General features: G+C 70.6%; 9 protein-coding genes. 2 read left to right on the forward strand and 7 right to left on the reverse strand.

The genetic code is table 11. The annotated features are described in order from the left end of the window. Positions 1-53 precede the first annotated feature (53 nt). Both Pmi06nite_RS32605 and Pmi06nite_RS32610 read right to left on the reverse strand, forming a co-directional pair. On the reverse strand, positions 54-311 hold the full coding sequence (locus tag Pmi06nite_RS32605) for a WhiB family transcriptional regulator (protein ID WP_203885026.1): 258 nt from the start codon (positions 309-311) through the stop codon (positions 54-56). Between the two features lie 191 nt (positions 312-502). Then, the gene (locus Pmi06nite_RS32610) at positions 503-2,266 is read right to left on the reverse strand and encodes a hypothetical protein (protein WP_203957003.1); all 1,764 of its coding nucleotides are present in this window, start codon (positions 2,264-2,266) and stop codon (positions 503-505) included. Between the two features lie 172 nt (positions 2,267-2,438). Between Pmi06nite_RS32610 and cofD the strand changes: the two genes are divergently transcribed. Together cofD and Pmi06nite_RS32620 are read left to right on the forward strand one after the other, a co-directional pair. Next, on the forward strand, positions 2,439-3,377 hold the full coding sequence (cofD, locus tag Pmi06nite_RS32615; RefSeq protein WP_203957004.1) for a 2-phospho-L-lactate transferase: 939 nt from the start codon (positions 2,439-2,441) through the stop codon (positions 3,375-3,377). A 108-nt stretch (positions 3,378-3,485) separates the two neighbouring features. Continuing rightward, the gene (locus Pmi06nite_RS32620) at positions 3,486-4,808 is read left to right on the forward strand and encodes a coenzyme F420-0:L-glutamate ligase (protein ID WP_203957005.1); all 1,323 of its coding nucleotides are present in this window, start codon (positions 3,486-3,488) and stop codon (positions 4,806-4,808) included. Positions 4,809-4,845: 37 nt separating this feature from the next. On the opposite strand, the gene Pmi06nite_RS32625 is transcribed toward Pmi06nite_RS32620, so the two are convergent. The 5 genes from Pmi06nite_RS32625 to Pmi06nite_RS32645 all read right to left on the reverse strand — a co-directional run bounded on the left by Pmi06nite_RS32625 (position 4,846) and on the right by Pmi06nite_RS32645 (position 13,129). Continuing rightward, positions 4,846-6,612 carry a substrate-binding domain-containing protein gene (locus tag Pmi06nite_RS32625; RefSeq protein WP_203957006.1) on the reverse strand — a complete coding sequence of 589 codons (1,767 nt, stop codon included), beginning with the start codon at positions 6,610-6,612 and terminating at the stop codon, positions 4,846-4,848. Between the two features lie 241 nt (positions 6,613-6,853). Then, on the reverse strand, positions 6,854-9,502 hold the full coding sequence (locus tag Pmi06nite_RS32630; protein WP_239114361.1) for a bifunctional FO biosynthesis protein CofGH: 2,649 nt from the start codon (positions 9,500-9,502) through the stop codon (positions 6,854-6,856). Between the two features lie 337 nt (positions 9,503-9,839). Next, positions 9,840-10,802, reverse strand: a complete 963-nt coding sequence (locus Pmi06nite_RS32635) for a DNA-3-methyladenine glycosylase family protein (RefSeq protein ID WP_203957007.1) — start codon at positions 10,800-10,802, stop codon at positions 9,840-9,842. A gap of 80 nt (positions 10,803-10,882) precedes the next feature. Next, on the reverse strand, positions 10,883-11,986 hold the full coding sequence (manB, locus tag Pmi06nite_RS32640; protein ID WP_239114362.1) for a mannose-1-phosphate guanylyltransferase: 1,104 nt from the start codon (positions 11,984-11,986) through the stop codon (positions 10,883-10,885). 15 nt (positions 11,987-12,001) lie between these two features. Beyond that, entirely contained in the window at positions 12,002-13,129 is a 1,128-nt protein-coding gene (locus tag Pmi06nite_RS32645; protein ID WP_239114363.1) for a glycosyltransferase family 4 protein, read from the reverse strand. Positions 13,130-13,345: the final 216 nt, after the last annotated feature.

A 13,345-nucleotide genomic window follows, 5' to 3' on the forward strand; every position in this document is an offset into this window, starting at 1 on the left:
GTTCGGAACGTGTGACCCCCGCCCAGTGTTCACAACGTGGTTCTCAAGATGGTTCAAACAGCCTGACGCTTGATCCTGCGCCGTTCCCGCTCAGAGAGCCCACCCCAGATGCCGAAGCGCTCATCATGCTCGAGCGCGTATTCCAGGCACTCCGCTCGCACTTCGCACGAACGGCACACCTTCTTGGCTTCTCTGGTGGAGCCACCCTTCTCGGGAAAGAACGCCTCGGGGTCGGTCTGAGCGCACAAAGCACGCTCCTGCCACCCAAGATCCTCACCATCGAGCGCCTGTGCCATGACCGGATCGGCCATTGCACACCTCCCTGTCGCTCGCCCGCCCACAATGGAGCCCCCCAAAACGCCTCCCCCGTACCCACCCTCGGGGAGGCGTAACAACACGTCTGTAATTACACGCGCGTGCCGCGTGTGGCGTCAAGCGGCATAACGATAACCCGGGGAAAGACGCGCTTGCCCCGGTTCGTACGCCCAGTTGTTCGGTCCTATCAGCGTTCGGAACCATACCAATGGGGGCTGGTGTCGGTTCCGTGTCCGGCCTGATCAGTGCCGGAACCTTCCTCATACTTTGCCTGGGACCGTTCGGGGGCGTAGATGGCCGTCGGGTCGAGGGGCTCTTCCCTCCTGCTGGGGCCGCTGAGAGCGTCCCCCTGGTAGGCCGGAGGGTCCAGGCGGGTGGTCTGCTGGTCCGAAGGCGCGCCGCCGGGTGTCGAGTAGGGCCCCGGCTGCTGGGGGTGGCCCAGAGGGTTGCCGAAGTAGTCCGCCGCCGGAGGCGCGGCGGGGGTGGGGGGATAGTCCGTCGGCGTCCCGAGCTGCTGGTAGCTCTGTGCCTGCTGATAGGCCTGGGCGAGCTGCTGCTCCCGGGGGTCGCCGGGGGCGGGCTGATCGTAGGCGGGCTGGGGGCCGCCGTCGAAGCCGCCCTGGGCGGGCGCGTCGCCGGCGGGCGGGAACTGGGCGCCCGAGTAACCGGAGAAGGGCGAGCCGCCCTGCTGGCCGTACTGCTGGGAGGGGTCGCCCTGCTCGTACGGCCTGGCGTCACCGGCGGCGTGGGATCCCGAGGACCCGGCCGGGGCGGGAGCGGCGTGGGAGCCGGACTGACCGAAAGAGGAATCCTGGTAGGGCCCCTGGGCGAACCCGCGCCCCTCGGTTCCGTGAGACTGCTGGAAGCCGCCGCTCTCCTGCTGGCCCCCGAAAGGCTGCTGGGCCTGGGCGTAGCCGCCGGCCTGCGGCTGCTGCGGCTGGGACTGAGGCTGCTGCTGTGACGCGTATCCGTACTGGTCGTACGCCGGGGACTGGGGGTAGCCCTCGTACGTCTGGCCGGGAGTGGTGGAGTCGGGCTGCTGGCCGTACGACGCGGCGGCGGGCGCTTCCGCGCCGAATCCCTGGTTCGAACCGTAGGCCTGCCCGCCGGGCGCCTGCTGGTAGCCGGCCGAGCCGTACTGGTCCGAGTAGTGCGCGCCCGTCTGGAAGTCCTGCGGCTGCGGCTGCGCGTCCGGGGCGGGGGAGGTCGCCTGCGGGTACGGCGTCTGGGCCGCGTAGCCGTCCCCCTGGGCGGCGGGAGCGCCATAGCCCTCCTGCGACCTGTCCGGCGCGTACAGCGACGCGTAGGGGTCCTGCGCGTACTGCTGGTCGACCGGGGCGGGCAATTGGGCGTACGGCGACGCGACGTCGGCGGCCGGCTGACCCTGCGGCGCCTGCGCGTACCCCTGGGCGTAGCCCTGAGCGGCATACGGATCCTGGGGGTAGCCGTTGCCCTCACGCTGGGCGTCGTAGAGGCCCTCACCGCCGGTCTTGGCCGGCCGGGCGGCCGCCGGGAATCCCGCGGCCGAATTGGTCACGAAGGCCAGGCCGAGGAACACCAGACCGGCTGTCGGGAGGCCGACGATCAGGCTCTCGAACTTGTCGCGGAAGGTCAGGACGTCGCCGAACAGCACACCCAGCACGGTGACGAGGCTGAACAGGAGGCACACGCCCAAAGTGCCCGCGGCGATGCGACCGACCAGTTGGGCCCGCGGCGTCCGCTCGCCGAACTTGATCACGAGCAGGACCGCGATCACGACGAGGGCGAGGAAGGTGGGCGACGCGAAGGTCTTCAGTGCGGTGGCGGAGCGCAGGCCGAAGGAGTTCGCCGACACCCCGGTTCCAACGGGGAACAGCAGCCGCATGAGGCCGGTGAGGACGTTCGTGATCGCGACCGCAAGCATGAGCAACGCGGCCGGCTCACGCAGCCGCCCGGCTTCGACCTTGAGCACAACTACCCCCATCGGTCCAAAAGGCACTCGGGCAGTTTCCCACATGCCAGACATTGGTGTCGGCTGACCCAAGAACCTCATTCTGCACGGATGCACATATAACCCCGTTTGCCGCACATGTCGGGGGGTGGGTGTTCGCAGTCCGCTGAACTGGCGGTGGAAGACTGTCGGCATGCGCATCGTGTCTCTGGCCGGAGGAATCGGCGGCGCCCGGTTCCTTCGCGGCCTCAAGGCGGCGGCCCCCGGCTCCGACATCACCGTCATCGGAAACACGGGTGACGACATCACCCTCTTCGGCCTCCGGGTCTGCCCTGACCTGGACACCGTCATGTACACCCTCGGCGGCGGGATCGACGAGGAGCAGGGCTGGGGCAGGTCCGGCGAGAGCCACGTCGTCAAGGAGGAACTGGCCGCCTACGGCGTGGAACCCCAGTGGTTCGGCCTCGGCGACCGCGACTTCGCGACCCACATCGTGCGCAGCCAGATGCTCGCGGCGGGCTACCCCCTCTCCCAGGTGACCGAGGCGTTGTGCGACCGGTGGCAGCCGGGTGTGCGACTCCTGCCGATGTCCGACGACCGCACCGAGACCCATGTGGTCATCTCGGATGAGAACGGCAGGCGGGCCGTCCACTTCCAGGAGTGGTGGGTCAGGCTGCGGGCCTCCCTGCCGGCCGAGCAGATCGGCCTGGTGGGCGCGGAGGACGCCACGCCGGCTCCCGGCGTCCTCGAGGCGATCGGCGAGGCGGACCTGGTGATCCTTCCCCCGTCGAACCCGGTCGTCAGCATCGGAACCATCCTCCAGATCCCCGGCATCCGGGCGGCGCTGGAGGACAAGACGGTCGTCGGCGTCTCCCCGATCATCGGCGGCGCGCCGGTGCGGGGCATGGCCGACGCCTGCCTGACCGCGATCGGCGTCGAGACCAGCGCGCAGGCGGTGCTCGAGTTGTACGGCTCCCGCCTCATCGACGGGTGGCTGGTGGCCGAGGAGGACAAGGGCGTCGCCCTGGACGGCGTGACCGTCGAGGCCAGGCCCCTTCTCATGGATTCCCCCGAGGCCACCAGGGACATCGCCGCCGCGGCCCTCTCCCTCGCCCACACCCTCCACGCGTGATCATGCACAGGTTCGGAGATCAGCCTTCCCACCTGCGAACACCCCGATCGTGATCATGCGCACTTTCGGCGGCGACCCCGCCCACCGGCGAAAACGCATTTCGTGATCATGCAGAGACCCGCTACCGAGAACACGCTCCGAGAGGAACCCGTGGCCATCACCATCACCGGCATCCCCGGACTGCCCGAGGTCCAGGCCGGAGACGACATCGCCCGTCTCGTGGCGAAGGCCGTCCCCGCCCTCGAGGACGGCGACGTCCTCGTCGTCACCTCGAAGATCGTCAGCAAGGCCGAGGGCCGCGTCCGCGAGGGCGACAGCCGTACGGCGGCGATCGAGGAGGAGACCGTCCGCGTCGTGGCGCGACGCGGGGACACCGTCATCGCGCAGACCAGGCATGGTTTCGTCATGGCCGCGGCGGGCGTCGACGCCTCGAACACCTCGCCGGGCACGATCCTGCTGCTGCCCGAGGACCCCGACGGCTCCGCCCGGCGGATCAGGGACGGACTGCGCGAGACACTGGGCGTCGAGGTCGGCGTGATCGTCTCCGACACCTTCGGACGCCCCTGGCGGCACGGTCTGACCGACGTGGCGATCGGCGCCGCCGGAGTGCGCCCCCTGGACGACCTCCGCGGCCGGACCGACTCCTACGGCAATCCGCTCAACGCGACCGTGACCGCGCTCGCCGACGAGATCGCCGCGGCGGGCGAACTGGTGAAGGGCAAGCTCGGCGGCGTCCCCATCGCTATCGTGCGCGGTCTCGCCGAACTGGTCACCGCCGACGACGGCCCGGGCGCCCGCGTTCTCATCCGCCCCGCCGACGAGGACATGTTCCGGTACGGCTCGGCCGACGTCGTCTTCGCCCGCCGGACGATCCGCGAGTTCTCGCGGGAAGAGGTCGACCCGGCGGCCGTACGGCGGGCGGTGGCGGCCGCCGTCGCCGCGCCCGCCCCCCACCACACGACGCCGTGGCGTTTCGTGCTGCTGGAGACCCCGGGGGCCCGTACGGAACTGCTCGACGCGATGAGGGCGGCCTGGATCGACGACCTGCGCTCCGATGGTTTCAGCGAGGAGTCGATCGCCCGGCGGGTCAAGCGGGGGGATGTGCTGAGGAACGCCCCCTACCTGGTGGTCCCCTGCCTGGTCATGGAGGGTTCGCACACCTACAGGGACGACCGGAGGAACGCCTCGGAGCGGGAGATGTTCGTGGTGGCCACGGGCGCGGGCGTGGAGAACCTGCTCGTTCAGCTCGCGGTGGAAGGCCTCGGCTCCGCATGGGTGTCGTCCACGATGTTCTGCCGGGACGTCGTGCGCAAGGTGCTCGATCTGCCGCAGAGCTGGGATCCGATGGGGGCGGTGGCCGTCGGCCACGCGGCGGGGCCGGCGCGCGAGCGGCCACATAGAGATGCGGGCGACTTCATTGTCACCCGCTGAACCATGCTAAACCATGACAAATAGAACTAAGCACGCATCAGCCCTGCGGTGACTCGCAGGTCGGATGACACAGCCGCCGGGCCAGCGCGGAGAGGAACACGTCGATGATCTGGCCCGGCTCCTGTGCGACGTAGAGTTGGCCGTTGGTCACCGAGACGATCTCGTTCAGCGCCCCCTGGTCGGCGCCCTCGCCGAACGCGACCACGATGACCTGGACGGGCCTGTCCGGATCCCACTCGTCCCGCAACTCCTCGACGAGCTTCTCGCGGGAGACGCCCTTCCCGTCGTCATGCCCGGCGGTCAGCAGGAGCAGGGAGTTGTTCATCAGCGGGTCGTAACCTTCGGACACCGAGCGGAAGCCCCGGAGGATCGCGTCGTAGAGCGAACTCGACCGGCCGGGAGAGGCCTTGATCGCCTGGACCGTCCGCAGCAGCCGGGTCCGCCGGATCTCCTGGCCGCCCGCCGGCTCCGTGATCGGGCCGAGGCTGACGAGTTCGCGCTCGTCCCGCCCGGCGGCGAGATCCCTGGCGAACTCCCACAGCCCGAGATCGGTCCCGTCCGGGAACAGTTGCAGGCCGAGCGTGGCGGCCTCGACGGCGACGTCGTGCCGCGTCCTGCCGCCCTCCTTGACGGGCTCCGCGGTCTCCTTGGACGCGTCGGCCAGGACGAGGATCCGGCTCGGCGGGGCGAGACGGCTCCAGGCGTCCAGCGCCTCGTCGATGACCTCGGGGGTGATCGACGGCCGTGGCTTCGGCTGCTCCACCGGGATGTCCGTGCCCGGCCAGTACGGAGGCTCCTTCCCGTCCGCCGTCCGGAAGCCGTCGTGCCGCATCTCCTCCTGGACGGCGGGCGTGCGCAACCACTGCGCGAAGAGCCGGGAACCCTCCGCCTTCCCCCTGTCCGATGCCGTCACGACGTACGGATAGTCGAGGTCGATCGTCCCCTCGGTGGGCTGGAGTGCGGCCACGGGTTCGACCGAGACGTCGCGGTTGTGCGACCAGACCGTCTGCTCGGGCACGATCGCCACGGGACGGGTCCACAGGCCCGTGTCGCCCACGGCGGCCAGTGTGCTCCTGTAGTCGGGGGCCGATCCGGCCTGGGCCATCCGGACGAAGGCGGTGAGGTCCTTGTCCGCCTTCTCCCCCGTCCCCACGAGGTCCCGCGCGGCGGCGACGGTCGCGATGCCCGCTCCGGACGTCGACGGGTCGGGGATCCGCACGATGTCCGGCTCGTCATCGGTCGGCTGCAACCGCCCGTGGACGGTGGCCGGGAAGACCATGTTCCAGCTCATCGCCGTACGGCCGGCCGCGAACTTCCTGGCGAGCGCCCGCGTGGTGGCGAACACCAGCGGAGATGTGGCGACGACGGCCTCTCCTGGCGCGAGGTCCTTCGCTCCCTGCTTGCGGGCGAGCCGCACCCAGGCGGTGGAGTCGGCCACCCAGCCGTCCGGCCGGCCGGGAAGGACGCCGGCGCGGTCGCCGATGAGCGTCCGCAGGACCGGCGCCGGCGGCTGTTCGGCCACCTGGACCCGCACGCAGCGGCCGTCCACCCCCGCGTTCGAGGCGTTGAACCCGTCAGCGGCCTCCATCACGGGCGCCGCGACGTCGACCGCGGATGCCACGCTGACGATGATCGGATTCCGGGCGGAGCACGCTCCCCCGGCCCTGTTCACGACGGCGAAGACCGCTCCCGCGAGGACGGCCACGACGGCGAGGCTCGACGCGCCGCCCCGCCACATGGCCTGCCGGCGGCGCCGTTCGGCGGTGAAGCCGGTGCGGTGTCGACCGGATCGCACGGTGACCATCCTTCACAACGTCGGTCAAGTTTCCTTACTCGAAGCCATGATTGTGTCAAGCACCCCCACATCCGGCGCAAGTGTCGTCAGCCGGAAACATAGAACTTGTTATAACCCACCCTGCCTAGAAGCCATGCCCAGACCGAAAAAGCCGTAGGCATCGCTATGGCGCGAGGGGCGCGGCGTCGTTCTGGACTGAGGAGTGAGGTAGCGAGGAACGAGCTTCAGAACGACGAGGGAAGGCGGCGCCTCAAAGGCGCCCCGAGCCTGTCGAGCGAAGCGAGACCAAAGGGACGACCGTACGCCGGACGCTCCCGCACACCCCGTCGCTCTGCCGGGCCGCCTCCATCCGCTCGGCGCCGGGTGTTCCGTACGACGTGGTGCGCTGCCGCAGGTTGCGCCCGGTCGGCGCGACCATGTCGGCCATCTGGCTGATCGTGCGGTACGACCCGTTCTCCGATCCCGCCATCCGGCTGATCGTCTCCTCCATCAGCGTTCCGCCGAGGTCGTTGACGCCGCCGTCCAGCACGGACCGGCACAGGTCGTCCTGCAGCTTGACCCACGAGCACTGGATGTTCGCGATCGCGCCGTGCAGCATGATCCGCGCCAGCGCGTGGACGGCCCGGTTCTCACGGGCGGTCGGCCCCGGCCGTGCGATCCCGGCGAGGTAGATCGGGGCGCTGGTGTGGACGAACGGCAGCAGGACGAACTCGCTGAAGCCCCCGGTCTCCTCCTGGATCGACCGGATCAGTCTGATGTGCCGCACCCAGTGCTCATGGGTGTCCACATGGCCGTACATCATGGTCGACGTCGTCGGGATGCCCACCTTGTGCGCGGTCGTGATGACGTCCACCCACTCCCGGGTCGGGAGCTTGCCCTTGGTGAGCACCCAGCGCACGTCGTCGTCGAGGATCTCGGCCGCGGTGCCGGGCAGGGAGTCGACTCCGGCCTCCTTCGCGGCGTGCAGCCACTCGGCGATCGACAGGTTCGTACGGCTCGCGCCGTTGATGACCTCCATCGGCGAGAACGCGTGGACGTGCATGTCGGGCGTGCGTTCCTTGACCGCCCGGGCGATGTCGAAGTAGGCGGTGCCCGGCATATCAGGATGGATGCCGCCCTGCATGCACACCTCGGTCGCGCCGGCGTCCCAGCCCTCCTGCGCCCGGTCGGCCACCTCGCTCAGCGACAGCGTGTAGGCGTCCGCGTCGGTGCGGCGCTGCGCGAACGCGCAGAACCGGCAGCCGGTGTAACAGACGTTGGTGAAGTTGATGTTGCGGTTGACGACGTAGGTCACGTCGTCTCCCACGGCCTCCCGCCGCAGGCCGTCCGCGATCCGGCACAACTCGTCCAGGCCCGCGTCGTCCGCGCCGGCTCCCGACGGATCGCCCGCCAGGTCGATCAGCGCCAGCGCCTGGTCGTCCGTCAGGCTCGCGGGGTAGCTCTCCGCCTGCCGGAGGGCCGCCCGCACGGTTCCGTCCACCCGGCCCGTACGGCCCGGGCTCGCGCTGGGGAGGCGGTCGCGCAGGGCCTCCCAGTCGCCGTAGACGTCGTCGAAGTCGTCGCGGCGGTCGTGCGTCCGCCCCTCGGAGTCGATGGCCGTGTGCAGGTCGGACCGGCCCGAGGTCCGCAGACCGCCCTGGAAGCCCCCGTCGGGCTCCTGCCACGGCCGGCCCTCCAGCACGGCGTCCGGCCGGGCGAGACCCGTCTCGGGGTCGGCCAGGGCCGTCACGTGCCCGAGCAGGCGCGGGTCCAGCCAGGGCTCACCCGCCAGCACGTACTCCGGATAGATGGTCAGGCGTTCCCGCAACTCGAACCCGGCGTCGGCGGTCCGGGCGGCGAGGTCGTCGATCTGGGGCCACGGGCGCTCGGGGTTCACATGGTCGGGCGTCAGCGGGGAGACGCCGCCCCAGTCGTCGATGCCCGCACGCAGCATCAGCGCGAACTCGTCGCCGATCAGGTTGGGCGGGGCCTGGATGCGCACCTTGGGCCCCAGCACCAGGCGCGCGACGGCGATCGTGGCGGCCAGTTCGTGCAGGTCGGCGTCCGGCATGCCGCGCATCGCCGTGTCGGGCTTGGCGCGGAAGTTCTGGACGATGACCTCCTGGACGCCGCCGTACTCCCGCGCGACCCGGCGGATCGCGAAGATCGACTCAGCCCTGTCCTCGATGGTCTCCCCGATGCCGATGAGGATGCCGGTGGTGAACGGCACGTTCGACCGCCCGGCGTCCTCGAGCACGCGGAGCCGTACGGCCGGGTCCTTGTCCGGGGAGCCGTAGTGCGCCTGGCCCTTCTCCGCGAACAGCCGCTCCGACGTGGTCTCGAGCATCATCCCCATCGAGGGGGCGACCGGCTTCAGCCGCTGGAGGTCGAGCCACGTCATCACGCCGGGGTTGAGGTGCGGAAGCAACCCCGTCTCCTCCAGCACGCGGATCGCCATCGCCCGGACGTAGGACAGCGTGTCGTCGTAGCCGTGCGCGTCGAGCCACTCGCGAGCCTGGTGCCACCGGTCCTCCGGACGGTCCCCCAGGGTGAACAGGGCCTCCTTGCAGCCCATGGCCGCACCCTGACGTGCGATCTCGAGGACCTCGTCCGGCGACATGAAGGCGCTGTCGAGCTTGTGCGGCGCGGTGGCGAACGTGCAGTAGCCGCAGCGGTCCCGGCACAACCGCGTCAGTGGGATGAACACCTTCCGGCTGTAGGTCACGATCCCCGGCCGTCCCACGGCCGACAGCCCGGCGTCCCTGACGCGCGCGGCATGGTCGAGAAGAACCTCGAGGTCCTCGCCGCGCGCCCGGAGCAGAATGGCCGCCTCGGCGACGTCGAGCGTCTTGCCGTCCCGGGCACGCGCGAGCGCGCGCCGAGTCCCGCTGTCACCGTTCATGGCCCTGTGTCCCGTCATACGCGCACACTACGACCCCCTGAGTACGCCAGGCTTACTCAGCCCCCCACCCCCGCCCCTGCTTCCGCCGTGATCATGCACAGATTCGGCGAAACATCCAGCAGCCTGCACATCTTCCAGTCGTGATCATGCACAGGTTCGGTGCGATCCCCACCGACCTGCGCCTTTCCGCTACGCGATCATGCACACGCAGCTGTCGTGCATGATCACGGAAGGCGTTTCCCCAGCTCGTACGGCAAGCAGCCGAATCCGCGCATGATCACGAAATGAGTTCGCGCAGTTCACGGCGCATACGCACGAACCTGTGCATGATCACGCCGAAGCCACGGCGCGGGGGTCAGAAGGAGCGGTAGTCGCGGGGGGCCATTCGGGGGCCGCGGGCCGGGGGGCGCAGGCCGCTGAGCTCGATCAGTTTGACGACCCGATGGCGGTGGCCCCGGAAGGGCTCGAGAAGCTCGAGCATGCCCGCGTCGTCGGTCTTCTCTCCGGTGAACGCCCAGCCGACCATGCCCGGCAGGTGGAAGTCCCCCACACTCGGCGCGTCGGGGTCGCCGTGGCTCCGCTGGCGCACCTCCGCCGACGTCCACACCCCGATGCCGGGAAGGGCCCGCAGCAGCCGGTCCGCCTCGGCGGAATCGGGGCCGTCGAGAGCCGTCGACTCCAGCTTCTCCGCATGATGGGCGGCGTTGATGATCGTCCTGGCCCGCACGGCCTCGGCCCCCGCCCGATGCCAGTCCCAGGACGGGATCGCGCGCCACACCTGAGGCGGCGGCATCACCGCCATCCCCTCCGGCGCGGGCCCGGGGGCGGGTTCGCCGTACTTGCGCATGAGCCAGCGCCACGCCCGCCAGGCCTCCCTGCCGACGACCTTCTGTTCCAGCACGGCCGGCACGAGCGCCTCGAACACGCGGAGCGTCCGCCCGATCCGCAGCCCGGGATGCCGGGCGGCCAGCCTGGCGACCAGCGTGGCGGCGGGGGCCTGCCGTGCGGCGGCCAGTGACCCGGCGAATCCCGAGACGTCGTCGTCCACGCCCAGGGCCTGCGGAAGCGTCTCCAGCAACCACTCCGCCCCGGGCCCCCAGGCCTGTCCGTGCACCTCACCGCGACGGTCCGCGACTCGCAACGTGCCGGGCCCCTCGGGTGTGCGGGACGTCCGCCAGATCGCTCCGTCAGGCGTACGGCGCCACGCGGGATCGCCTCCCCCGCGCCGATGCGGCGACAGCGTGAGCCCGACGTCGATCGACGTGGACGGGGTCCACCTTCGCTCCCTGAGCACCGGCACGGCGCCGGCTGACGGCATCGGCCTCGCCTCCCTCGTCCCAGCATGCCGCCGGGCGGCAGCGTGGGGAACCCCGTCGGTCCCGTCGCCGATCGGCATGCTCAGACGTCGCTCGAGAACCGCACCGAGCACTCGGGCAGGGACACACCCGGCCAGATGCGCAGGCCCGACGTGAGCTCGTTGCCCTCGCCGATCCGCGCGCCGTCACCGACGACCACTCCGCGCAGCACGGCCCCGGGCGCGACATGGGCCCCCGCGCCGACCACGGAGTCGACGACGACGGCCCCGCAGCCCACGACGCAGTCGTCGGCCAGGACGCTGCCGCGGACGCTGGCTCCGGCCTCGACCGTCGCGCGGGCGCCGACGACCGTGCCGCCCGTCACCTTCGCCTCGGGCGACACCACGGCCCCGTCCAGCAGGAGGGACTCGCCGGCGGCACCGGGCAGGGCCGGAGACTCGAGCCTGCCCTGGACGAGGTCGGTGGAGCCCTGCACGAAGGCCGCCGGCGTGCCGACGTCGAGCCAGTAGGACGCGTCGGCGTAACCGAGCACCATCTGGCCCGCCTCGATGAGGCCGGGGAAGGTCTCCCGCTCCACCGACACGACCTCGCCCTGGGGAATCAGGTCGATGACCGATCGCTGGAACACGTAGCAACCCGCGTTGATCCGGTTGGTCACCGGATTGGGCGTCTTCTCCAGGAACGCGGTCACCACGCCGTCCGGGGTGGTCGGCACGCAGCCGAACCGTGAGGGGTCCTCGACCTCCGTCAGGTGCAGCGTCACCGCCGCCCCCCGGGAGCGGTGGAAGTCCACCTGGGCCGAGATGTCGTGGCCCGAGAGGATGTCGCCGTTGAGAATCAGCACGGGGGCGTCCTGCGGGCAGGTGAGCGCCTCGGCGGCGTTGCGGATCGCACCGCCGGTGCCCAGTGGCGTCTCCTCCGTCATGTACACGATCTCGAGCCCGAACGCCTCCCCGTCGCCGAACGCGTCGGCGAACATCGAGGCGCGGTAGGAGGTGGCGAACACGATCCGGCGAACCCCGTGCGCCTGCGCCTTGGCGAGCATGTGCGCGAGGAAGGGGACACCGGCCGTGGGAAGCAACGGCTTGGGCGTGCGCAACGTCAATGGCCGCAGGCGGGTCCCCTGACCCCCCACGAGCAGGATCGCCTCGAGGGGCTCCGGCGACCGCAAAGAACTCTCGCTCACAGCCGCGAGGTTAGCCTAGGTCTCGATCGCCCGCTGGTATGACACGAGATGGGCATCCGCGGACAGCCGCCAGGTGAATTCTTGGGAACGGGCGACGCCCGCCGACGCCAGCGCCTCCCTGCGTTCCGGCGATTCCAGGAGCGCCCGCAACGCGTCGCCGATGTCGTCCGCCTCGGGTTCGGTGTAGGCCACGGCGTCGCCTCCGACCTCCGGCAGCGAGGTCCTGTGCGTCGTCAGCACCGGCGCCCCGCAGGCCATCGCCTCCAGCACCGGCAGCCCGAATCCCTCGCCCCTGGACGGGAACGCGACCACGAGCGCGCCACCGAGGAAGCCCGGCAGGTCGGCGAAGGGCAGGTAGCCCGGCCGGACGACCCGGATCTTGGGCGGCAGTTCCGCGACCACGGCGTCCACCTCGTCGTCCCAGTTCGGGCCACCCGCCAGCACCAGCGCGGGCGGCTCGTCCAGATGCCGTACGGCCCGGGCGAAGCCCCTGATCAGGTTCGGGACGTTCTTGCGGGGTTCGATCGCGCCGAGATAGGCGACGTACGGATGACCGTGGATGCCGAACCGGTCGGCCACCCGCTTGGTCTCGAGTTCGGTGGGCCGGTGGAACAGCGCCGGGTCCACGCCGTGGTAGGCGACGTCGATCCTCGTGGGGTCGGCCGCGAGCACCCTGACCAGCTCGTCTCTCGTGGCCTTGGAGGGCACGATCATCCGGGTCGCGTGGCGGACCGCCGTACGGGTCGCGGAGCGGAAGAAGGAGGCGTTGACGGTGCCGTGCTGCTCGGCGTCGGTGAAACAGGTGGCGTCGTGGACGGTCGCCACGGTCGGCAGGCCGGACCGGAGCGGTATCGAGTAGAAGGGGGCGTGGATCACGTCGGCGCCCAACTGGCGGGCCAGGACGGGCACGCTGGTCTGCTCCCAGACGAGACGGGCGCCGCGGTTGGTGATGGCGGGCGGCCCCGGAAGGATCCGGGCGGAGGGGGCGAGCTTGCCGTACCGCTCGGCGTCGGACCGCTGGCAGATGACCGCGAGATCGGCGCCCGCCTGGTGAAGGGCGGCGACCAGTCCGTCGACGTACCGGATCAGAGCGCCACGATCGGTGGGAACGGCCGCCGCGTCGACGACCACACGGGGTTTCAAGAAGATCGCTCCCCTCAGCGAGGCTCACGACCAGGGGTCTCCTGATCGACTTGCCTCTCAGCCGGGTGTCATCCCGGAGAGATGGGCCTGAGGGCGGAACTCCCGTCAGCCAACGGGCGCCTCCTTCCCCCGGGCCACCCTTCAGCGTTCACTCTATGGCTGGCTTCCCCGCAACCGTGAGGGATATCACACGCCTATCCGTGTCACTCTGGCGGA

It is taken from the genome of Planotetraspora mira (assembly GCF_016863275.1).
Taxonomy (GTDB): domain Bacteria; phylum Actinomycetota; class Actinomycetes; order Streptosporangiales; family Streptosporangiaceae; genus Planotetraspora; species Planotetraspora mira.